The organism is Levilactobacillus yiduensis (genome assembly GCF_024718525.1).
GTDB classification, from domain to species: Bacteria; Bacillota; Bacilli; order Lactobacillales; family Lactobacillaceae; genus Levilactobacillus; species Levilactobacillus yiduensis.
In genome coordinates this window covers 167,912-191,007 of record NZ_JAMXAZ010000002.1, presented here as the reverse complement: position 1 = coordinate 191,007, position 23,096 = coordinate 167,912, and the positions used below count along the sequence as shown (strand labels likewise).

20 protein-coding genes and 2 tRNA genes are annotated in these 23,096 nt (G+C 50.2%); 13 read left to right on the top strand and 9 right to left on the bottom strand.

The annotated features are described in order from the left end of the window. Positions 1–246 precede the first annotated feature (246 nt). The 5 genes from NGM66_RS02395 to NGM66_RS02375 all read left to right on the top strand — a co-directional run bounded on the left by NGM66_RS02395 (position 247) and on the right by NGM66_RS02375 (position 4,547). Entirely contained in the window at positions 247–2,172 is a 1,926-nt protein-coding gene (locus NGM66_RS02395) for a MucBP domain-containing protein (RefSeq protein ID WP_208909309.1), read from the top strand. A 346-nt stretch (positions 2,173–2,518) separates the two neighbouring features. Then, entirely contained in the window at positions 2,519–2,782 is a 264-nt protein-coding gene (locus NGM66_RS02390) for an AbrB/MazE/SpoVT family DNA-binding domain-containing protein (protein WP_208909310.1), read from the top strand. A 58-nt stretch (positions 2,783–2,840) separates the two neighbouring features. After that, positions 2,841–3,164 carry a type II toxin-antitoxin system PemK/MazF family toxin gene (locus NGM66_RS02385; RefSeq protein WP_258115355.1) on the top strand — a complete coding sequence of 108 codons (324 nt, stop codon included), beginning with the start codon at positions 2,841–2,843 and terminating at the stop codon, positions 3,162–3,164. A 511-nt stretch (positions 3,165–3,675) separates the two neighbouring features. Then, positions 3,676–4,359, top strand: a complete 684-nt coding sequence (locus NGM66_RS02380; protein WP_258115354.1) for a type II toxin-antitoxin system death-on-curing family toxin — start codon at positions 3,676–3,678, stop codon at positions 4,357–4,359. A 38-nt stretch (positions 4,360–4,397) separates the two neighbouring features. After that, positions 4,398–4,547, top strand: coding sequence for a hypothetical protein (locus tag NGM66_RS02375; RefSeq protein WP_208909313.1), 150 nt, complete (start codon positions 4,398–4,400; stop codon positions 4,545–4,547). 314 nt (positions 4,548–4,861) lie between these two features. On the opposite strand, the gene NGM66_RS02370 is transcribed toward NGM66_RS02375, so the two are convergent. The 3 genes from NGM66_RS02370 to NGM66_RS02360 all read right to left on the bottom strand — a co-directional run bounded on the left by NGM66_RS02370 (position 4,862) and on the right by NGM66_RS02360 (position 5,806). Continuing rightward, positions 4,862–4,945, bottom strand: a tRNA-Leu gene (locus NGM66_RS02370). A 52-nt stretch (positions 4,946–4,997) separates the two neighbouring features. Further along, a complete protein-coding gene (locus NGM66_RS02365; protein WP_208909314.1) occupies positions 4,998–5,291 on the bottom strand; it encodes a heavy metal-binding domain-containing protein in 294 nt (97 codons plus the stop codon). Positions 5,292–5,293: 2 nt separating this feature from the next. Continuing rightward, entirely contained in the window at positions 5,294–5,806 is a 513-nt protein-coding gene (locus NGM66_RS02360; protein ID WP_208909315.1) for a VanZ family protein, read from the bottom strand. A 166-nt stretch (positions 5,807–5,972) separates the two neighbouring features. On the opposite strand from NGM66_RS02360, the gene NGM66_RS02355 reads away from it, so the two are divergent. Further along, on the top strand, positions 5,973–8,492 hold the full coding sequence (locus NGM66_RS02355) for an ATP-binding cassette domain-containing protein (protein WP_208909316.1): 2,520 nt from the start codon (positions 5,973–5,975) through the stop codon (positions 8,490–8,492). Positions 8,493–8,542: 50 nt separating this feature from the next. Here NGM66_RS02355 and NGM66_RS02350 read toward each other — a convergent pair whose 3' ends face one another. Beyond that, positions 8,543–8,779 (bottom strand): hypothetical protein, encoded by a 237-nt coding sequence (locus tag NGM66_RS02350; protein ID WP_208909317.1) that lies wholly within the window; start codon positions 8,777–8,779, stop codon positions 8,543–8,545. 68 nt (positions 8,780–8,847) lie between these two features. Continuing rightward, positions 8,848–10,257 (bottom strand): C69 family dipeptidase, encoded by a 1,410-nt coding sequence (locus tag NGM66_RS02345; RefSeq protein WP_208909318.1) that lies wholly within the window; start codon positions 10,255–10,257, stop codon positions 8,848–8,850. 987 nt (positions 10,258–11,244) lie between these two features. Between NGM66_RS02345 and NGM66_RS02340 the strand changes: the two genes are divergently transcribed. The 4 genes from NGM66_RS02340 to NGM66_RS02325 all read left to right on the top strand — a co-directional run bounded on the left by NGM66_RS02340 (position 11,245) and on the right by NGM66_RS02325 (position 16,086). After that, entirely contained in the window at positions 11,245–11,943 is a 699-nt protein-coding gene (locus NGM66_RS02340; protein ID WP_208909319.1) for a Crp/Fnr family transcriptional regulator, read from the top strand. 145 nt (positions 11,944–12,088) lie between these two features. After that, on the top strand, positions 12,089–13,972 hold the full coding sequence (gene asnB, locus NGM66_RS02335) for an asparagine synthase (glutamine-hydrolyzing) (RefSeq protein WP_208909320.1): 1,884 nt from the start codon (positions 12,089–12,091) through the stop codon (positions 13,970–13,972). A gap of 141 nt (positions 13,973–14,113) precedes the next feature. Then, positions 14,114–15,370: a carboxylate--amine ligase gene (locus NGM66_RS02330; RefSeq protein ID WP_258115353.1), complete on the top strand. Its 1,257-nt coding sequence runs from the start codon at positions 14,114–14,116 to the stop codon at positions 15,368–15,370. Positions 15,371–15,375: 5 nt separating this feature from the next. Further along, positions 15,376–16,086 (top strand): aspartate/glutamate racemase family protein, encoded by a 711-nt coding sequence (locus tag NGM66_RS02325; protein ID WP_208909322.1) that lies wholly within the window; start codon positions 15,376–15,378, stop codon positions 16,084–16,086. A gap of 66 nt (positions 16,087–16,152) precedes the next feature. On the opposite strand, the gene NGM66_RS02320 is transcribed toward NGM66_RS02325, so the two are convergent. The 4 genes from NGM66_RS02320 to NGM66_RS02305 form a co-directional block, all read right to left on the bottom strand. Continuing rightward, positions 16,153–17,169: a zinc-dependent alcohol dehydrogenase gene (locus NGM66_RS02320; RefSeq protein ID WP_208909323.1), complete on the bottom strand. Its 1,017-nt coding sequence runs from the start codon at positions 17,167–17,169 to the stop codon at positions 16,153–16,155. 856 nt (positions 17,170–18,025) lie between these two features. Continuing rightward, complete coding sequence (locus NGM66_RS02315) at positions 18,026–18,367, bottom strand: DUF1516 family protein (protein ID WP_208909324.1); 342 nt, start codon at positions 18,365–18,367, stop codon at positions 18,026–18,028. 63 nt (positions 18,368–18,430) lie between these two features. Beyond that, positions 18,431–18,961, bottom strand: a complete 531-nt coding sequence (locus NGM66_RS02310) for a dihydrofolate reductase family protein (RefSeq protein WP_208909325.1) — start codon at positions 18,959–18,961, stop codon at positions 18,431–18,433. Between the two features lie 64 nt (positions 18,962–19,025). After that, a complete protein-coding gene (locus tag NGM66_RS02305) occupies positions 19,026–20,294 on the bottom strand; it encodes a peptidoglycan recognition protein family protein (protein WP_208909326.1) in 1,269 nt (422 codons plus the stop codon). Positions 20,295–20,656: 362 nt separating this feature from the next. Between NGM66_RS02305 and NGM66_RS02300 the strand changes: the two genes are divergently transcribed. The 3 genes from NGM66_RS02300 to argS all read left to right on the top strand — a co-directional run bounded on the left by NGM66_RS02300 (position 20,657) and on the right by argS (position 23,040). Then, positions 20,657–20,887, top strand: coding sequence for a DUF2187 domain-containing protein (locus NGM66_RS02300; RefSeq protein ID WP_125577469.1), 231 nt, complete (start codon positions 20,657–20,659; stop codon positions 20,885–20,887). Positions 20,888–20,966: 79 nt separating this feature from the next. Further along, positions 20,967–21,037 (top strand) — tRNA-Gly (locus NGM66_RS02295). 311 nt (positions 21,038–21,348) lie between these two features. Continuing rightward, positions 21,349–23,040, top strand: a complete 1,692-nt coding sequence (argS, locus tag NGM66_RS02290; protein WP_208909327.1) for an arginine--tRNA ligase — start codon at positions 21,349–21,351, stop codon at positions 23,038–23,040. Positions 23,041–23,096: the final 56 nt, after the last annotated feature.

The following is a 23,096-nucleotide window of genomic DNA, read 5'->3' as shown; positions in this document are numbered from 1 at the left end:
TCATAAGGGAAGGCATTCCCTATTTCTATACAATTCAGAAATCTTTTATGCATTTACACAAGATATTTTACGCTCTCAGATAACGATGCTAATAAAGAAAATCAAGTTAAAGATGACACGTCAGCGCCAGAAAACGCTGAAATTAAAGATGAATCTGGGGTTGAGCAACAGGAGACAGCGGGCAACGAACCTAATCAAGATCAAAATGTAAGCGGTAACAACACTGAACAACAACCCGGTGAGGTCGTGAACAATTCGGAAAAGCAAGATCATTCACAGACGACCCCGACCGCTCAAACGCCGGCTGCTCCTCAAGTAGATCCGGTCGCACCAACGGTTAACACGGGTTCCCGACGGCCAATGATGCGAGCGGCAATGGCGATTCCTAGTGGGCCCAAGACCTTGGTGGCCGTACCGGTTTACCGGGCCCCAGACTTTGACAAGATTCTGGGGAAAGATGCCGCGGAATGGATTCCGGATGCCAATTTACGGGCATTGCTCATCGGCTCGATTAACAAGCAGTACTATGGCAATGACACGGTCACTTCGGCTAACTTGTACCAGTACGCTGGGTTTGATGGTTGGATGAAGCAAGGTTTGAACACCATGGAAGAATACTTTGACTTGGGACCAATCAAGAGTTTAGAGGGGCTCCAATACTTCACAAACCTCAGAACCTTTAAGCTCGGTGAAGCGGAATTGCCACTGGACGGGATGATTGATTTCTCATTTGCCCCTAACTTACGGGAGTTCACGCTCTTCAATGTGAATGACGTTGTGACCGACTGGGGGGTTACGCCAGATACGATTATGCAGACTTACTTTGCGAATAACGATCAGCTGCAGTACCTGACCTTAAGTGGGTTGAATTTAAACGGTAGCTTCCCTGATTTGACGGCTTATCCGGAATTGTACATGCTGAATCTGGATAACAACCAACTGACCGGAAACTTGCCGGATATCTCGTACTTGAAGAATCTCTTCTCGTTGAGTGTTAACGATAACCAATTGAGTGGGCAGCTGCCAGATATTTCTAACTGGTCGATCACCACGCTGCGCATTACCAAGAATAAGTTTACCGGGAAATTACCAAGCACGGCGACCTTGACCGCAATTGAGTACGGGACCAATGAAATTATCACGGCCATTGCGCCAGGAACGTACAGACCCGGGGCCTTCGTCGTGGGGAATGGGCAAACGTTGGCTAACGGGAGCCACGTCCTGACGAACGCCAACAACCGCTTTGATCCGACTGAAGGGGTCTTTGAATTCATGGACTTTACCACGGGTGAGCAGGTTACGGATGTCAAATTAGCGCCGGGTCAGTTCAGCAGTGGCGCGACCGTCATCTACTCGACTGACAGTACGACGGGAATCACGAACCATAATGCGTGGGCTCAAACCCAAACGGATGCGTCGGATTGGTTTAGTATCGTGGCTAACCCAGCGAACCCATATGGCTTCATGCTGGTAGCCAAGCCAGAAGCCAAGGATGGCAACTACGTGATTCGCGTCAAAATGGCCGACAGCGTTTCCCGTGACATGGATGCCTGGGTCAACTTCTCCGTTGTGAATAAGATGACGACTGGAACGGTGACGCCAGAAACGCCGGAACCAGGGGTCACGACTGGGACGGTAACGATTGTTAGTGTTGATCAAGATGGCAAGGTCATCGACCAACAAGTCAAGACCGGGAACATTGGCGACACCTATCGTTTCGATGCACCAGAAATTACGGGCTATCAAGCTACCGGTGTCACCCAGGCACAAGGCACCTACACGGCGGACGGGCAGACCATCACCTTCACTTACAATGAGTTGAAGAACGCGGGTGACGGAGCAACCATTGATGACAAAACGCCGACCACCAAGTCGGATGCCACCGTCACGACAGGTGGTGCGGCCGACACAATTGCCACTGGCAAATCTCAAAAGCAGGCACGAGTCAATCGGGTGACGGGTCCAACTCAAGGCGTGAAGGCCCTGAAGACGACTGGTCGGCAAGCGACGACCAACTTAGCTACGGGTCATCAAGCGGCTAAGTTAACGGCTACCAAGCAGGCCGGCTTACCACAAACCAATGAAGCCAGTTCTGGCAACTACATCTTGGCCGGGATTGCCACGTTGTTGGGTGCACTGGGGATGGCCAGTCTGAAATTACGCAAACGCTAGGCAAATAAAAAATCGGCAGGTCATTGACCCATCGATTTTTTAGCAATGATAAAGATTTACGCCACGGGTATGTTAACTAGCCGATGAAACGCGCCAGTGACAAGCGGGATTGCCGCTATTTGCTGGTGGATGTGGTATTTTACAGTTGTTCCTAATCCTGATGGGGACGGTAATATAAGGCCACCGGCGGCAGTGATGTCGTTCGGTGGTTTTGTGTTTGATTAAGGTGTTGAAAATGGAAATCTGTGGGTGATGCTTTTAAGTTGATTACGGATATACATTAGGATATACTATCTCTGGATTAAAGAAATCAGTAATCTTGAAGTAAAGTAAGGAGGACCTACTGATGCAAGTAAAAATTACAAGGTGGGGTAATTCGCAAGGTATCCGCCTGTCAAAAAAGATTTTAGATAATGTTGGGATTACAGATCCGATTGGTCAAAAGCTGGAAGTAAGTGTTGATCAAGACGAGATCATTATTAAGAAGGCACCAACAAAATCCAAATTAGCTGAACGTTTTGATGGATTTGATCTCAGCAACTACCGTAAAGCTAATCAGGATTCAAAGGAGTTTGATTGGGGAGAAAGTGTTGGTAAAGAATTGCTCTAAAATAGTCTAACTTTTCGGCAGTTGAGCATATAGAAATCTAAATTTAGGGGCTGGCATTTTGTCATTTGAGCAAGGAGATATTTATAAGATGGAATTGAATCCAACACAAGGACATGAACAGAGAGGCTGGCGACCAGTAATGATTGTCTCAAACAATGATTTCAATCGGCTGACTGATATGGTAAAAGTTGTGCCAATCACAAGTAAGTCGAAGGCTTTTCCCATGCATTTGGATTTACCCGATGAATTGCGTACAAAAGGGCAATTGCTTGTTGAGCAAGAAAGGTCAGTTGACTTAGCTTATCGTAAACATCGTTTTGTGGAGAAGTGCTCTAGGGGTTTTCTGGATGAAGTGCTTGAGCTGATTGCGGAAACATATTGAAGATGAGCGATGCAATCACTTCTTAGTATTGGAATTACATATACTTAGATGAGGCCGATTGTATATTCCTTTGCTCCTCACCATTGGTAGCAGTCTGTATGAACTTTATCTGTCTACAAATTTAGGTGTACAAACGAGAGTGCCTGTAATACGGTCTTGCCAGGGGCTAGGTGTCCTCAGAATTTCTGAAGTGAACAAATTAAAAATCAGCTATCTTTGAAATGATTTGTGCGCGATTTGTTACCTTCGTTTTAGCTATAGTCTCATATCGCCCCAGTTAGAGCCATTCTCAGTCGTTTTGGGCAAACAAAAAATCCCTCCGTCATTGTCAGATGAATTTATATTATTTCATCTGACAACCACAAAGGGATTATAACAAATTGATGGGTAGGGTGGCTTTTGGGGATTTGACAAGATATGTTTTTCAGGTATATTTTATATAGACAGATTTGCATCAATGAATTAAGCTAAATACTGTTTGTTATTTTTAATATGGAGTAAAATAGTAATCATGAAAAAGAAAAAGCCAGTCTATATGGGCAAAAGGTATGACTACGTTGTTTATTTAAGTTATCCTGGAGAGGAACAGTTTGATGAATTAGGAAAACTGATATTGAATGATTACTTACACAAACACAGCAGTATAGAGAAAAATGATTTAAATTTAAAAACGAACAGATTGAATGACTACTATGCATCTATATATATCATTAACAAGCAAGAACATGTAAAGAAGCGTATTCTAGTTGCGGCAAATGATGGAGCATTGTTTCCTACGGTGGATTTAGCGATTGATGCGAATGAAAATGCGCAGTCTATTTTCGAAGAAGAAGGAGTTTACGGTTCCTATGGTATAAGGGATCGTAAGCTGTTGGATAATATCATCGAGAGTACAAAGCATTCTGTTTATTTCGGAGAAGATCAAATACCCTCGTTGCTTAGAAAAGCAGCTGTTTATTGGTGGAAATTTGCACATTATCAGGTTTTTATGAATGGAAATAAACGAACGGGACTACTAGTGGCTAGTACATTTATGTATCTTAATTATATGATGTTAGATTTCAATCAAGATAGAATGTACGAAATCTCGAAGGGTATCGCTAGAGATGAACTAACAGAAGATGATGTTTATGGATTTTTGTTGAAGAATACACATCTAACATATGATCGATTGCTACAGAATTATTTGAAATAAAAGTCGGTCAGGCTTTTATTACGGAGGTATTTATAACAATGGAAGAATTAAAACATGAAATCAGTAAGCCACTTGTTGTGAAAGAGAAAGATAATAAGCTAAGTGGCAAACAGATAAAAGATGCTATCAGTGAAGTATTAAAGAATAAAGAATTAGTAGGAGCTTTAAGAAAGCTGTCCAAGGAATAATCATATAGAATGACGCCACTCTATCCCATTGCGGGTAGGGTGGCTTTTTTTGGATGCTAAAGTTATGTAATTTACTCGCCTAGAAATTTAGGTGTACAAATGAATGTGTTTGTAATGCTGTCATATCAAGGGATTGAGACCCCTCAAAATTTCTGAGGTGTACAAATTAAAAATCAATCGTTTTTGAGACGATTTGTGCACGATTTGTACACATCATTTTCGTTTTAAACCGTTTTCAGCTATTTTAGCAAAATAAAAAACGCTGATTTCTCAGCGTTTCAAGTGGTTCTAAAGCGAACCGTCTTGTTAAATGATGCCCCGAGCAGGATTCGAACCTGTACTTGATCTCTCAAACAGCGACCTGAACGCTGCGCGTCTGCCAGTTCCGCCATCGGGGCAACTCAACAACAAGTAATATATTACACTAAAGTTCTAGAAAAGGGAACCCCTTTATTCAACTTTTTTTGAATTTGGAAATTTAACGGCAGTACCGTAGCCGTGAACGACTAAAAATTTCGGCGCCACGTTCATGCGAACGACCTCTGTATTGAAACGAACCTCGATCAGTCCGTCGGCATCCGTCTCTTGGGCCTGCTTCATCAGGTCTTGTTTGACCTCATCAAATAGGCCGTCGAACAGTGAAAATTCATCTGGCTTTTCCGACCGCAGCATTTTACTAGCCGTTGCCGTTAAAATCCCTTGAATGGCGTGGGTTCGGTTCAACCCACCAGTTGTCATAAACATGGTTAATCCCCCTTAATATTCTTCGACCACCAGTACTGTGCCAGGGCGGTCAGGGCCGCGCCAATGACGATGCCAGTACAGTTGGTAATGACGTCGTTGATGTCGACCCAGCGGCCCAAGTGCACGAGCCAATTGCCGATTGCTTGACCGGCTTCCAGGCTGAGCCCGGTCGCCAGTCCCGCTAGCAACCACTGGGGCCAACGCAAACGCGGCCAATTGAGCCGCAGCAGGCATCCCTGGGGCACGGTCATTAAAATGTTCAGCCAAAATGACGTATCGATACTGCCACGTCCTAGCGGCTGGAGCACCCAGATGCCCCCGGCAATCCAGTGGGTCGTGATGACGGCAACGGTGTCGCTCCCAAACGAAAAGGCAATGGGGGTCCAGGTTAACAGGCTTAGCCCCCAACAACCCAGCCACCACCACAGTCGGCGATAGTGTCGGTGGTGGAGCGCGTTTAGACTGAGACCGAGCCAAATCAGACTCACGATCACTGTCGGAACCCAACGACTCATGGCGACACCCCCTCAATGTTTCCAGTATACCGGGTCCACGGGTGAGGGACAATGGTCAGGACCACTTTTTTTAAATCAACCAACCGTTTGAAATTCGCTTGGCTTGTGTTCTCTGGGATTTAGCGGGAAAATTGAGTCAGCATGAATTTGAGGAAGGGGAAACGGTATGGAACCAACGAAATTACCAACCAAAATCAAGGTACGGGGTGCCAAGGTCAACAATCTCAAGGACCTCGACGTGGACATCCCGCTCAATAAATTTGTCGCCATCACGGGCCGTAGTGGCTCCGGCAAGTCCTCACTGGCGATGGGTGTGCTCTATGCGGAAGGGGCCCGGCGTTATCTCAACGCGCTGTCGACCTTCACGCGGCGCCGCATTAATCAAATGGGGAAGGCGGCTGTCGACTCGGTTGAATACTTGCCGTCCGCACTGGCCTTACGCCAACGGCCCCAGGTCCCTGGTGTGCGGTCGACGGTCGGGACCATGTCGGAGAGTTTTAACATCTTACGGCTGGTCTTTTCCCGGTTGGGGTCGCCCGTTTGTCCCAACGGTCATCAGGTGCCGCCAACGCTGGACGTTGCGGAAAATGACGGGTACGTGACCTGTCCGACCTGTGGCGTCACGTTTCGGGCTCCCGGTGCCGAAGACTTTGCCTTCAACTCTGCAGGGGCTTGTCCGACCTGTGGCGGCTTGGGCCAGGTCCGGCAACTGGACGCGTCGCTGATCATTAAAAATGAAGACCAGACACTGGAAGAAGGCGCGGTGGCTTCGTGGCATTTGCCTGGCCGAAACTTTATGCCCATCGTGGCCAACGCCATTGGGATTCCCATTGACGTCCCGTACAAGGACCTCAGTGAAGCCGATAAGCAACGCGTGCTGCACGGGAAAAAGCAGTTTGTGGCCATCGACATTCCCAGCAGCAAGGGGAAAATCTTTCACATGGATAAGGCCGTTTATGAGAACGCCTTCGCCGCGGTTGAGGACAGCATGGCCACCAGTAAAAATGAACGAACGATTGCCAAGCTCAATAAATTTTATACGTTTGACACCTGCCCGGACTGCCACGGGACGCGGTTGAATCCCAAATTACTGAAACAAACATTAAACGGTAAGAATATTGCGGAAGTGGCTGACCTGCCCATCAATGAGTTGCGTGAATTTGCGACGACCATCGTGGACTGGTTGCCAGAGCGGATGCATAAGTTGGGTAGCGACCTGGTCGCCGAATTGCGGCTGAGTCTCCAGCCAATGGTCGACCTGGGGCTGGATTACCTGACGTTGAGTCGGCCCGGCGATACGCTGTCGACCGGTGAGCTACAACGGATTCAATTGGGCCGGACACTGCGGAGCGCCACGACCGGGGTCCTTTACGTTTTGGACGAGCCCTCGGTGGGTCTCCATCCCGCCAACGTCACTGGACTGATCAAGGCCTTTCATGGACTGGTGGCTCAGGGCAATTCGGTGGTCGTGGTCGATCACGATACGCGAATCATCGGGGCTGCCGATTATGTGATTGAAATCGGTCCGGGCGCCGGTAAGACTGGCGGGACCGTGGTGGATGAAGGGGCGGTCGACCAAGTTGCCCACAGTCCACAGTCTCTGATTGCGCCGTTTCTCAACGGGACGGCCACCTTACGCGAGCGACCGGTATTAGATGACAAGGCGCTGTGGCAAAAGGGCCAGCTGGCGATCGAGGTCCAACATCGATTCAACATCGACGACGTGGCCGTGAAATTCCCTAAGAACCGGCTGACCACGGTCACGGGGATGAGTGGGGCTGGCAAGACCACGCTGGTGCTTGATAGTCTGATTCCGGCCATTGAGGCCGACGTGGACCACCGGACCTTGCCACACCACGTCACCCATTTAGACCGGGCGGGAATTCGCCACGTGGTCAAGGTCGATTCGGTACCCGTGGGGAAAAATGTCCGCTCCACGGTGGCCACCTATACAGATATTTTGGACCGGTTGCGCAAGCTCTTTGCGGCCACACCTGAAGCACAGAGCCACGGTTATACCAACAGTCGTTTTTCTTACAACGTGAAGGCGGGGGCCTGCCCAATGTGTGGCGGGACCGGTCAAATTTCGCTGGACGTCCAGTATTTGCCGGACATCACGGAAGTTTGCCCGCAGTGTCACGGTCAACGGTACAATCAAGCGACCCTGGCGGTGAAATGGCACGACTACAGCATTGCCGACGTCTTGGCCTTGTCCGTGGATGAGGCGTTGCCCGTATTCGCCGAAGAGGCAGGCATTGAGCAGACCCTGCAGACGCTCCACGATATGGGATTGGGCTACCTGTTATTGGGCGAGAGCACGCCGGCGTTGTCCGGCGGCGAGGCCCAACGACTCAAGTTGGTCTCACGGATCGGCAAACGGCAAAACGGCACGTTGTTTATCTTTGACGAGCCCACGGTGGGCTTACACCCGCTGGACATCCAACAGCTGGTCAAGGTCTTTGATCAATTGCTGCAGCAGGGGGCCACGGTCATTGCCATCGAACATGACCTGGACCTGATCGCCAACGCCGACTACGTGATCGACATGGGGCCCGGCGGCGGAATCAACGGCGGACAGTTGGTTGCCACGGGCACGCCCAAGACGGTGAGCGAAACGCCGGGGAGTGTGACGGGCAAGTATCTCAAGGCTCAGCTGGCACTATTTCAGCAACACACGAAAAAATAGGTAACTAAAAAGCGCATCGCCGAAAAAGTTGGCGGTGCGCTTTGCGTTGATTACATTTTCTTAGAAACGGTGTAGCGTTCTTTGGTCGAGGGTTCCGACTTATCTGTTAGCTGTTGCTCTGCTAAAAAGATATCAAATGATGGTTCCCCGTGTTCGCTCTTGACGACCAGGACGTGGCCGGATTTGTCATGACGTTCCTGATAAATCTGAGCTTGCTGCACAGCTTCATGATAATCATGAAAGTTACCAATTGAATCTCCTGGGTTGAAAAGGACTACTTCATCCATCTAATCATTCCTTTCGCTGCTAGCTGCTAATTTCATTATAGCGCATTTATTCTGAAAACGATACCAAATTACAATCCGGCGTCCATGGTGAAGGTCAATGCCGACTGGTCCGCGTTGGCCTGGACGAGCTTGCCAATCTGTTCTTGCATGAGCGTGGCAAACGTGGCTGCCGTGGTGGCGTTGAATGCCCCTAGACCGGGCGCTGCCGTCGTAGTCTGCTGATCGCCGATTTGCAAACGGTGGTAGCCGGCGATTTGCGTTTGCTTGAGAAAATCGGCGAGGAGTTTGCGGTTTTGATGGTAGTGTGCCTCACTTAGTACGTCGAGCAACTTGTTGGCCCAGTAAGGGTTCTTTTGATTGTAGTCGTGATTGTCCGCGCTGTAGGCCGCGCCAACCTGGTCACCTTGGGCGTAGAAGGGCAGGTAGGGGCTAAATGCCGGGTTGCCCAGGCATTGCCAAATGACGCCGGCCAATGCGAGCTGCACGTTGCGGCGAATCTGCAGGACGTGGGAGTTTTGCGTCCGGGACAAGCCAACCGCCCGGAACTGGTGCTTTTCGGCTTCGGTACCCTTGCCCAGCGGATCATACGGCGTCTCTTGGTAATGAGAGCCTAAAAATTCTTGGACAGCCGCGACACTAATTTTCTGTTCGGCGTGGCGGATGAAGGGCAGGTCTTGGCTAGTTGGATTCTCAAAGGCGCTGGGCGTAAACAGCTTGTGGCCGTACCAGACCCGTGGCGTGTTGTAGTGGGCATCGTCGCTAGTTTGTGTGCCAAAGATGTGGCGGGAGTTGAAGCGGTTGCCATCGGGGTTCAGCCGGTTGGCCTGGACGAAGTGGCGAATGCCCTGTGAGGTCATGAAGTTTTGCGGTTCGTCGAAGTTGATGTCTTCAATCGCTAACTGGTTGGCAACCACGGCGTAGGCATCGTCCGGAATCCGTTGGGCGACCCAGTGATGACCACTGACGATCTCCATGTACCAGACCTCATCGCTGTCGCTGAACAACACGCCGTTGGTTTCGGCAGCCCCGTTGGTCGTGACTAGGTCACCGAGCCGTTGGACGCCAGCCTGGGCGGAGTCGACGTAAGGGAGGACGACGGTTACCATGGCATCTTCGGCAATGCCATCGGTTACCAGCGGATCGACGCCCAGGACGCGAGAGTTGGTGTAGGCACTCTCAGTCGCGCTCATGGCCACGTTCTTTTCGTTGATTCCACTCTCTTCGTAGAACCCCTCACTCGGGTCGGTATCGGGCATGGCCGTGTAATGGTACGCCTTTTTGGGTAAAGTCGTGGCGAAATGGTTGCCCTTGGAAACAAAGTTAAGGTCGCGCGGTTCGTTAGCCGCGTGAATTTGCGCGCGTTTGGGCCAGATGGCCACGAAGTTGTCTTCGTTGCGGGCAATCAGCGTACTGCCATCGATGGTAGCCAGTTTGCCGGCTAGAAAGGACGTGCACGCCGCATGAGTTTGACGGGTCATGAAAAATTCCTCCTTAAAGTAGTTAACTAAAGCTTGCAAGCGCAGAAACATTTGCTAATACACAGCTGACAAGGATTCTGGACATTAGATTAGCGAAACCAGGAGCCTACGTCAGCCAGGGTTCCGCCTGCTATGGGGAACACCTCCAGACTGAGGGGCGGTCTTCCGGTTCGCTTGAAAGCCTGACAGAACCAGTCAGTCTTTCAAGTCGTCCCACGCTGTAGGCTGAGAAAAAACCTCAGCCAACGCCGTCGACACAGCTGGCTACACCCTGGCTGCCTCCGGCAAGTTAGTACTTGCCAGTAACACTGCGTTGGATTTCGTAGAGCTAATTGGCAAAGCAGCTGCTACCGTGGGCTAAGCCAGTTATTACTGGCAAGAACTTTTGTAGCCGAGAGTGAGCTAAATTTGGACTCAGCCGTGGGAGTTTTCAAGTGAATTGCTTGGAAACTGGCGTCTTCGAGACGTGATTTTCGGCTCGAAGCGAGGTTGAAGACCGACTTTTGGCTTCGACCGGTCCTTCCCACAGCGTCACGGTCCAAATTTGGCGAACGGTAAGGCGGCCAGCGCGGACAAAGTTGCGTTCAAAAACTAACTTGTCGCTATAGGCCCTGTAGGCACAATGAATCTGGCTACTTGTAATCTTTAAGTAAGACTAGTTGCCATTACTATAGCACAATTGTGGGGCTAATCAGTCGGAGGTATGTCGGTTTTTGGGTCGCGAGGCATTCGTTACCGATAAATCAGCAAAGTTTGCTAGAATAGAGAGTGAGTGTTGACTGTTAAACTGACAGTGATTTTTGTCGACGAGGTCTGGCTGATGGGGGCTTGCCAGCGGTCCTGAATTAGAGTTAATTGTCGCCCAATGGTTACCGTCCACCAAATTGATTGAAGAGTCATCAGCTTGGTAGGTGGTAGGCGGCCAGCACACGCTGTCTTGTAGCAGCGATGAGTTAAGCGAAGCGTATTAAAAAAGGAGATGCCAGTATGGCACATGAACATCATCACGAATCAATCGAACAGGAACTGGAGTGTGTCTCACAGGTCCCAATCTTTCAGCGGTTGGCAGCTGACCAATTGACGTCGGTCGCCCAGGTCACGCGGCCCGTTTTGGCGAAGAAGGGTAGAACCGTCTTCAGTACGGGCGAAGTGTCCCAGACGTTGTACATCGTGAACGTGGGTCAGGTCCGCCTCTATCATTTGACAGAAGACGGCCACGAACAGGTCTTGCGGGTCCTGAATCCGGGCGACTTTATTGGCGAAATTGCGTTGTTCACGGATGAAATTCATTCGTCCTACGCGGAAGCCACCAAGGATAGTGAATTGTGCACCATCTCGCGTGCCTCCCTGACGGCGTTGATCAAGGACATGCCGCAGTTGTCCATGGCCTTATTAGGCGCTCTAGCGGATCGCTTGAAGACCGCAGAACGGCAGGCGACCTTACTAGCCATTCCGGATGCCTTGCCGCGTTTGGCGGGATATTTACAAGAAATCAGTGGCCATCAAGCCGGTGTGATCGACCTGCCAATGAGCAAGCAAGACCTGGCAGCTTACCTGGGAATGACGCCCGAATCCTTGAGCCGCAAGCTACGACAGCTAGTCAAGGACGGGGTGATCGAGACGATTGGTCGCCGACAAGTAAAGGTTTTGGATAGCACGGAACTGGCCGCAGTCGCCCCAGAATAATGGCGGGGTTAGCTATCCCTTAAGAATCCTTAATAATATGGTATTCGCCAAATAAATTTGCTAAAATAATGGGTGTTGTGTTTCATTTACTTTAATGGACGACTAAATTAGACTTTAAATTAATTAGGAAAAAGGGGATACGCACATGTGTGGATTCGTTGGCTACGTGAATCAAAAAGATGTTCCGACTAACACCATCAATAGTATGGCAGATCGGATTAAGCACCGGGGGCCGGATGATGAGGCTTATTTCCACGACGAACAGGCCGTGATGGGGTTCCGTCGGCTGTCGATCATTGACTTGGCCCATGGGAAGCAACCGATGTACAACCGGGACCAAACGAAGGTATTGACCTTTAACGGTGAAATTTATAACTATCAAGAAATTCGGGCCGACTTACAAAAGTTGGGCTACGAATTCCAAACGGACGTGGATTCTGAAGTGCTGATTCACGGGTACGACGCTTGGGGTCCAAAATTGCTGGACCGGTTACGGGGGATGTACGCCTTTGTGATCTATGACAAGACGACCAACGAAGTCTTTGGCGCGCGTGACCACTTTGGTATCAAGCCACTTTACTACTATGACGATGGCGACACCTTCTTATGGGCGTCAGAAATCAAGGCGTTCTTGGAACATCCAAACTTCAAGAAGGAATTCAACGAAGCGCTCTTGCCAATTCACTTGAGCTTTGAGTTCATTCCATCACGAGACACCATGTTCAAGAATGTCTACAAGGTCTTGCCTGGCCAATACTTCATTCACCACGCCAACGGGGAAACGGAAACGCACCGTTACTTCAAGTTCAACTACGATCACATTGACAACAGCCAAACGGTCGAAGAAGATGCCAAGAAGATTCGCGGTATCGTTGATGAATCCGTCAAGGCCCACATGATCGCCGACGTGGAAGTGGGGAGTTTCTTATCTAGTGGGATCGACTCCTCTTACGTCTTGAACGAAGCCTCCAAGTTAAAGCCAATTCAATCCTTCTCTTTAGGGTTCAAGAACTCCAAGTATAGTGAGTTGAGTTGGTCAACGGAATTTGCCAAGGAGATCAAGCAAAAGAACACGCCATTGTACATGACCGGTGACGATTACTTTGATATCTTGCCAACCATCATGTACTACATGGATGAACCACTGTCCAACCCATCAGCGATGCAGCTGTACTACCTGTCCAAGGGGACGCGGAAATCCGTGAAGGTGGCCTTGTCTGGTGAAGGGGCCGATGAATTCTTCGGGGGCTACAACACCTACCTGGAAGCCATTCCATTTGAACGTTACCAAAAGTGGGTGCCAAAGGGCATTCGCAAGATGTTGGGTGGCATCGCGGAGAAGTTCCCACGGTTCCATGGCCGTCGGTTCTTAGTCCGGGGCGCCCAACCACTGAGCGAACGGTACTACCGGGTCAACTACGTCTTTGACTACCATGATCGCAACAAAATCTTGAAGAACCCGAGCCTGAACCAAGACGCTGGGGCCTACACCAAGCATTTGTTCGATGACGTGAAGGGCTTAGACGAAATGACGCAGATGCAATACTTTGACATCAACACCTGGTTACCTTATGACATCTTGCACAAGGCCGACCGGATGAGTATGGCCAACTCGCTTGAAGTGCGGACGCCACTGGTCGATAAGGAAGTTGCCAAGTTTGCGGCCACGATGCCCGTTAAGACGCGGATCCACGCCGATGAAACCAAGGTTTCTCTGCGGACCGCAGCTGAGGCCGAATTGCCAGAACGGGTAGCGAAGAAGGAAAAGATGGGCTTCCCATCCCCAATCGCTACTTGGATCAAGACGGAACCTTACAAGTCACGGATCATCGAAGCGTTCAACTCCGACGTGGCTCACAAGTTCTTCAATACCGACGCATTGATGGAAATTCTGCACGAACATATCAATGGGAAATCCAGCATGCAAAAGATCTTTACCATTTACACGTTTATTCTGTGGTATGAAGTTTACTTCCCAGAAGACACGACGGCAAAGACGGTCGATTTGGTTCGGCGCACGCAAGTTTAATTTAACCGGCCCGTCAACGTGACGGTGCCGATCATGATCAAGGTTGCTATTGGACTCGTCCGCTAACAACCTTGATTGTGTTTACTTAGCAATTTTTGTTTCAGAGAAATCAAGTACGTTGTGAAGGGACTTTAATTCGTTATGGAAACCAATGGAGTAAAATTCACTCCCGTTTTATTGGGGAGCGACTTTAACGTTTACGGGATGGCGCGGTCATTTTATGAGCTGTATCACCAACCCGTTCAGGCCTTTGCCAGCATTCAGCTCGCACCGACCCGCTACACCAAAGTTGTTAACTTGGAATTGATTCCGGGATTCGATGAGGACCCCGTGTGGATCGAAACCATGCGCAAGCTGAAGGAACGCTACGCTGACCACCCAGAACCCGTAATTTTGATTGGGTGCGGGGATGGCTACGCCGAGCTGATCAGTAAGCACAAGGCTGAGCTGGAAGATGTGTTCATTTGTCCGTACATCGACTATGATCAGTTGCGGCACCTGAACAACAAGGAAAACTTCTACAGGGTCTGTGACCAATACGGCTTGCCATACCCGGCAACGCGGATCATCACCAAGGCTGAAGCCACCAGCGACCAACCGGTAGAACAACCCTTCGATTACCCGGTCGCCTTGAAGCCAGCCAACAGTGTAGAATGGTTGGATGTGCATTTCGAGGGCCGCAAGAAGGCGTTTCGGATTCGGTCCGAGGCAGAATTCCGTGACATCTTGCAAAAGATCTACGCCAACGGCTACCAGTCCGACCTGATCTTGCAAGACTTCGTGCCCGGGGATGACAGCAACATGCGGGTGTTGAACGCCTACGTGGACCGCAACCATCACGTCAAAATGATGTGTCTCGGTCACCCGTTGCTGGAAGATCCCGCACCATCGGCCATTGGCAATTACGTGGCTATCATTCCGGAATACAACGAGACCATTTACCACAACATCCAGAAGTTCTTGGAAGCCATCAATTTCACTGGCTACGCCAACTTCGATATGAAATACGATGTGCGTGACCAGTCGTTCAAGCTGTTTGAAATCAACCTGCGGCAAGGGCGGAGTAGTTTCTTCGTGACGCTCAACGGCTACAACCTCGCCGATTGGGTCGTGAAAGACTACGTCAAGGACAGCCTTAAGGACGCGCCAACGGTCTACGGCAACCAGGATGAAAGTAAGCACGCCTTGTGGCTGGGGGTACCGGTCAAGGTCTTCAAGCGTTATACGCGAGAAAATGCCGACAAGGAACGCGCCCTCAAGCTGATTGCGGCGGGCAAGTATGGCACGACGTATCGTTACGACCAAGACATGAACCTGAAGCGGTGGGCCTTGATCCAATGGATGCAACACAATTACACGGTTAATTTTAAGAAGTATTTCGCAGAAAATAAGGGGTAACTACCATGCAAAAATTCTTTACGATTATTGGTGGAATGGGCACCATGGCGACCGAAAGCTATCTACACCTGTTAAATCAGCGGACGCCCGCCCATGCCGATCAGGAGTACTTGAATTATATTTTGGTCAACCACGCCACGGTACCGGACCGGACGGCCTACATTTTGGATCACAGTCAGCCCAATCCGTTGCCAAGCCTGCTGGAGGATATCCACCAGCAGAGCCAGCTGGGCCCAGCGTTTTTCACGTTGCCATGCAACACAGCGCACTACTTTTATGATGACCTGCAGGCGGCGACCGACGTGCCACTGCTGCACATGCCCCGCGAAACGGTGAAGGAGATCTTACGCAAGTATCCGAACGCCAAGCGCATTGGGATCACCGGGACGCAAGGGACCATCACGGATAAGGTCTACGAACATGAGGTGCTGGCCGCGGGCTTGACGCCGGTGTTGCCGACCGATGAGATCGAAGCGGAGACCATGGACTTGATCTACGATAACATCAAGGAAAAGGACCACGTGGACCCCGTGCTCTATCACCGCATTTTAAAGCAAATGATTGACGAGCAGGGCGCCGACATTGTCATTCTCGGCTGCACCGAACTGTCATTGGCCCAGGAACGAGAACCCGAAACTGAGTTGCCGATAGTGGATAGCCAATCTATCCTGGTCGACCGGACCTTGGAATTGGCCTTGAAGATGCGAGAAGCCTAACTAAAAACGCGACGCCGCAACTTTCCGAATGGGAGGTTGCGGCGTCGCGCTTTTTTGATGGGACACTTAATCGTTGACATCAATGACGACTTTAAGGGCTGTTTTGTCGGTGTTGGCCCGGTGAAAGGCCTGCTCGCTCTCGGCTAGTGGATAGTGGGCAGAAACGATGTCAGGAAAGAGGTTAGCTGGCTTGACAACGTTCGCAATGGCTTCTTGAATATCCGTGGCGGTGTAGATGGCTGAACCAATCAGACTGATTTCGTTCATGGCCAGAAATTGCGGCTTGAACGTGACGGGTTCGGCCCCCAAGGCAACGACCACAAATTTAGCGTCGAACTTAGCCTGGGCGATGAAATCGGTCATGAAGCTAGGAAGGCCGACACAGTCGATATAGGTGTCAACGCCGATACGTTCGTCACCCATGAGGCCGCTACCGGTACCGAATAGGGCTTTCAAGGCAGTCGGCAGATCGGTCTTAGCCGAATTGATCACGTGGGCCCCTAAACGCTTAGCAAAAGCCAGTCGTTGGTCGTCGATATCCACAACGGCAACTTGGGTGATCCCTTGCTCCAACAGCCCTGAAGCACTGGCCAGACCAACTGGCCCAGCCCCAAAGATACAGAAGCTTTGATTGGGTGTGGGGTGAACGATGTTCTTACCGTGAATGCCGACAGCGTAAGGTTCGATGACAACGGCCCGGTCAAAGGCTAGATCTTTTGGCAAAAGAAAGACGTTGTCGTTCAACACGGCATTCTTAACGAGATTTAACTGAGATAGGCCCCCAGCCATTGCCAACTGACTGGTTGATCCCTTGGCACGACTGGGGTTGACGAAGACGTGGTCGCCGGCCTGAATGCCTTGCACGTTAGCCCCGACCTCGGCGACTTCACCCACAAATTCGTGGCCGAGTGCGCCTCCCTTGCGAATACCAATCTCATCGCCACCGAGATTGTAAGCATGGAGGTCAGAGCCACAGATACCGTTGCGCATGACCTTGAGTACCAGGTCATCAGCGGTTGGCTGGGGGACTGGGAGCTCTTCTACTGAAATGTCATGAATACCATGGTAAATAACGCCTTTCATTACGTTCACTCCTTCACATATTCTTATCTTTAGGATAATTGATTGCAGGTTGAAAGTCTAGTTAAGCGTCGGTTGGCTAGCGTGCTTGCTAATGGCATTAATGCTACTTGCGTTAATTCAGCCAGTAGAGGGATGTCTCGCTATTGGCTGACTCTGGCTATCAATGATGGTGCAATAATCCACAGATTGCAGTGAGTTAGGTGGTACTGAGGGCCAAACCAGTTGTTGATTGGCAATCACTTTTGTAGCCGGAGTCCGCCAAATATGGGTTCAGCCGTGGGAGTTACCTAAACGGCATGACTTTTCATGCCGTTTAGGTAACTGGCGTCTTTGAGACGCGGTCTTTCGGCTCGAAGGCGAGGCGTCGAGACCGATCTTTGGCTCGACCCGTCCGCCCACAGCGTTCCGACCCATATTTGGCGGACGGTAGGCGGCCAGCCCTACTGTGTGGCTGTATGCAACTAGTTTTATCACGGCAACTTGTCGCCTGAATTTGAATGTAAAAAAGAGATTCGCAACCAAGGGCGCGAATCTCTCATATTAACAAGTCTTTAAGTGGAAGTCGAAATGTGGAAATCGACTAGAACAATTACGGTAATCTCTGATTTACACCACGGTAACTGATAAGCACCAGCCCGCCGGAGTCAGCCAGCAGTGGAGCCAGCTGTGTCGGCCTAGTTAGCTGGCGTTTCTGGCCAGGTTACTAGGCGGGACGACTTGAGAGACTGGCGGTTTTTGACAGGCTTTCAAGCGAACCGGAAGACCGTTTCTCAGTCTGGAGGTGTTCCCCAGAGCAGGCGGAACTGCTGGCTGACGGAGGCAATCTGGCCTCGCAAATCGCTAATCTGGTCGGCGCCTAATGAAAGGCCAAGGTCAATCCCAGGCCGACCGTCAGTAAGGCGATGACGCCTAAAATCCAGTAAACCAGGTGCGGGGTGTCACGTTCCATTTTACGGCCAAAGCTGATTTCAATCAGGGCAATCGTCCCAATGCCGAGAATAAATTTCAAGCTGATCAGCACGGGTGCGTGGCCAAAGGTACGGATGCTGAGGACGACGCCACTGATAATCATGACCAGATACGCGAGTCGCGCCAGGATTAGAAACTGCGTCGCTCGTTTCTCCGAGTGTCTCGTCAGACCAACGATGACTAAAATGGTTAAAATGATCCAGGTCCAAAAATGTAGCGCTAACCACATACCAACCGCTCCTTCGCGTACGAATATACATTAAGCGTACCATACTCCCTTGGGAAAGGGGTACTAATTTCTCCGCTGATAGACCAATTCTGCGAGCGGTCCTAAACGATGGGCGCTCAGCAGGGTGAACTGCGCTGGGTTCGTTAGGTCGCCAAAGAGGCGCTTGCCCTGACCCAATAGAAGTGGGGCGAGCTGCAAGTAGAGGGTGTCGACCAGATTGGCGGCGAGCAAGGGCGTAAGGATAGCTTGGCCACCAACGATCCAGGTGTCACCAGGCTGTGTGCGAAGGGCTTGCGCCAGGTCGACGACGTCTCGTTGGGTGAAGGTCGTGAGCGGCAAATTCGGCCGGTTCTGGTGCGTTAGGACGTAATTGTGCATCTGTGGATTGGCGGGGTTAAATGGCGCGTCAGGCGCTTGCTGAGCGACATAGTCGTAGGTCACGCGACCCATAATGGCGTTAGTCATGTGTGAGAGCACGTCGGTACCGGCGTCGGCGGGGATGCCGGAGAGGTGTGTGAGCCAATCTAAGTTGTCGTCGGCAGTGGCCAGGTAGCCATCAAGTGAGGTGGCGCCGTAGAAAATGACTTTTCCCATGAGTGAATCCTCCTTAATCTAGGTAAACAAAAGGCCCGAAGTTGCGTAACTTCGAGCCTAGTGATTAAGCGTTACCGTTCAAGCCAGCTGCTTGGATCCAGTAAGGCTTGTCGTTTAAAATGATGCGGTACCAGTTCGAACCGTCGCTAGCCTTGTAACCCGCTTTGTTGACGGTGACCTTCGTGCCGGCTGGAAATGCAGTCGTGTTGCCGGTCGTCTTGGACAGGTAATTTGAGTTCAGCACGTGGTTGTACAGCTTGTAGTTGGTGTTCGTGTTCAGGGTGTAAGTCCCACTGGCATCACTGTAGGTGACCTTAGGGAACTTCAGCACCTTGTTGTAGACCCAGTACTTGGCCGTTGAATTCTTGCCGAAACGAATCCGGTACCAAGTGCCACTCCAACCGCCTTTTTTCACGCCACGAGAATCGACGTAAACCTTGGCGCCACGGTGATCTGCACTTAAGCGACCCCAACCGATCTTGTAGGCACCACTGGTCCCCTTAACGTGGTTGTAGACCGTCCACTTGGTGTAATTATTGGCCAGCGTGGCCGTTTCATTGTTTCCACCGTGGTTGTACTTAACGGTCTTCTTTGGCTTAGCCGGTGTGTGATCGTTGGAATCACTGGAGTCAGTGGTCGTATCCGTATCCGTTTCTGGTGCCGTCGTGCCGCCCAGTTCAGCGTATTGTGTCTTCACCAGGTTGACGAAGTCCGTCATGGTGTACGTAGTCCCAAAGTAAGCGCTGGCGTTAGCCTTCCAGTAGCCATCCGGGTCGGTATGGTTGGTTCCGCCCAAGAGCAGCGACACATCGTGGTGAGACAGGATGGTCGTGTCCCGCTTAGGTGTCAACCCGTATTGCTTCAAAATGTACGCCGTATAATAGGCGGCGTTGTTCAATTCTGAAGCAAAGGCCGCTTTACTGTGAACCTCGACTTGTTCGAATTGCACGTAGCGCGCGTTGGCAATGGGGCCAGCTCCCCAGCACAAGTAGTTCGTGTTGGCGATGTTGATGATGTTGCTGGCATCCACGAAGGTGTGGACGAACGCATTTTGGTAGTTGTTCTTCATATAAGTGATTTCATTATAGATCGTGGAATTGGGATTAGCCGTTTCGTGGACCACGACGCCTTCTGGTTTGCCGTTACGGTAGCTATACTTTGGAAAACCAGACCAAATCTTCTTAGTGATCGTCGGCGTTGCGTAATGTTGGTTCGCAATGTACGAATTGATCGAATTGGCGCTGGCCGTCACAGCGTTGCTGCCCCAAAAGAGGCCCAAGCATCCTGCGGTAAGAGCGATTCCCCGAACCGCCCAACGTTGCCATTTTTTCATATTGTCTGCTCCTCCTATAGAAATTAAGTATGACTTAAAACAGAACTGATTCAACGACTCGATTATAACTTATTTTCGGCAGAGATGCGTACGCGTGTTCTACTTGGCAAAACGTGGGGTTGTTCGGAAATTCATCAAAAAATCACATTTTCTTCGCATTTATCAGGCCAATGGTCGTGTTGTAGTCCGATTATTCCTGAAACGCCTGTAAAAGTTCGGCTTTCTCATTTTGTTTCAATCATCTTACAATTCGATTGCAAATCCATGGAAAGCCGTTACCAGCCGAATGGGGGTGACTTTACTTGCCTCAGGGGGTAAACTTGACTATAATGATATTTTGCATACGAAAGGAGCGACGAACAATGGCTGAGACTAAAGAAATTAAGATTGGCGATTACGTTGCGGCAAAGAAATTTGGTCCCTTGGAACACGATTTCACGGGGGAAGTTACCAAAGTGTATGATAATTCAGTTTTGGTAGAGATTCGTGACTACGATCCTGCCGATAAAACGGCCGTCGGTGACATGAATAACCGTGCCGTTGTGCGGAAGTCCGCTGCTAAGATTACGGGAAACAGTGCGGATAAAAACTAGTTTTTTCAAACTTTTTTGAATTTATTTGCAAAAAGATAATGACAACTCACAAATGGTATGCTATACTCATTTGTGTTGTGCGGGTGTAGTTTAGTGGTAAAATTCAAGCTTCCCAAGCTTGCGTCGCGGGTCCGATTCCCGTCACCCGCTTTCGAATGGGGCGGCCTTCTAGGTCGTCTTTCTTATTATTCGAAAGTGTTAACCGTCAATGCAAAAGTACACGAATCACTTCTTGTCAGCGAGTCCGGGAGGCTGTGAGCCGGATCAAGAATATTGGTGGAACGGGGCAAAGGCGACATTTAAATGAACTTTTAAAGTGGACTTTTAAGTCAATCAGAGTGGTACCGCGGGTCATCTCGTCTCTTACAAATAATTTTGTAGGGGACGTTTTTTAATCCCGTGAACCAAATGGTGTAGACTAGGACTATCAACGTCATTCAAGAAAGTAGGAGGAATACAGGATGGATTACAAACAAACGGTGACCGCAGCGTTAGCCACGGCTTTAGACGGCCAATTGACGGCAGATGAGATTGCAGCCAAACTCGAACGGCCCAAGACGTCGGACAAAGGGGACATGGCGTTTCCCACCTTCACGTTAGCGAAGACCCTGCACCGCGCACCCCAACAGATTGCGCAAGACCTGGCCGAGAAGCTAGATACGACTGGCTTTGAAAAGGTGGAAGTCGTGGGTCCTTACCTGAACTTCTTCTTTGACAAGGGCGCTTATAGTGAAGCAACCTTGCATACGGTCTTGACGGCTGGTGCCAACTACGGGACTAACGAAGACGGCAATGGCGGCAACGTGCCCATTGATATGTCTTCACCTAACATCGCCAAGCCAATGTCCATGGGCCACTTGCGTTCAACGGTAATTGGGAACTCCATTGCGGAGATCTTGACGAAGAACGGGTACCACCCCATCAAGGACAATCACTTGGGTGACTGGGGGACGCAATTTGGGAAGCTGATCACGGCTTACAAGCTGTGGGGAAACGAAGAAGACGTTAAGAAGGATCCTATCAACAAGCTGGTCGAATACTACGTGCGTTTCCATAAGGAAGATGTCGACAAGCCAGAATTGGACGACGTTGCGCGCGAGTGGTTCAAGAAGCTTGAAGACGGCGATCCAGAAGCCCACCACCTGTGGGAATGGTTCCGGAAGGCGTCCCTGCAAGAATTCAATGACGTTTACGATGAATTAGGCGTGAAATTTGATACCTACAACGGGGAAGCCTTCTACAACGATAAGCTGGCTGAAGTCGTGCAGATCTTGAAGGACAAGCATTTGCTGGTGGAATCACAAGGTGCCCAAGTGGTTGATCTGAGCAAGTACGACCTGAACCCAGCCTTGATCTTGAAGAGTGATGGCGCTTCGCTGTACATTACGCGGGATATCGCCACGGCACTGTACCGGGACCGGACTTACCACCCAGCCAAGAACCTGTACGTGGTCGGGTCTGAACAGACGTATTACTTCAAGCAATTGAAGGCCGTCTTGAAGGAAATGGGTGTGCCATCCGCGGATGACCTCCACCACGTGCCATTTGGCTTGATCACGGTTGATGGCAAGAAGCTGTCCACCCGTTCTGGCCGCATCATCTTGTTGGCCAAGGTCTTGGAAGAATCCATCAAGTTGGCTGGCGAAGAAATCAACGAAAAGAACCCTGATCTGGTAAACAAGGAAGAAGTTGCCAAGCAGGTTGGTGTCGGGGCCATCGTCTTCGGTGATCTGAAGAACGAACGGACCAACAACATCGACTTCGTCTTAGCCGATCAGCTGAAGTTCGAAGGTGAAACGGGTCCTTATGTCCAATACTCCCACGCCCGGGCCGAAAGCATCTTGCGCAAGGCCGGCAACGTTGACGTACAGGCTGCCGGGAACCAAGTGGCTGATCCCGAAGCTTGGGACACCATCAAGACGTTGGCTGATTTCCCAGCTATCGTTAAAATGGCTTGCGACGAACTGGAACCATCCGTGGTTGCCAAGTACGCGATTCGCCTAGCAAAGACCTTCAACAAATACTACGCGCATTCCAAGATCTTAACGGAAGACGCTGACTTGCCAGCTCGTTTGGCTCTGGTCAAGGCGGTCTCCACGGTCTTGAAAGAAAGCTTGCGGTTATTGGGTGTACAAGCACCAGACGAAATGTAAGCCTAAAACTGAAATCAATGAGGACTCTCTGTCATGGGGAGTCCTTTTTTGTTGTT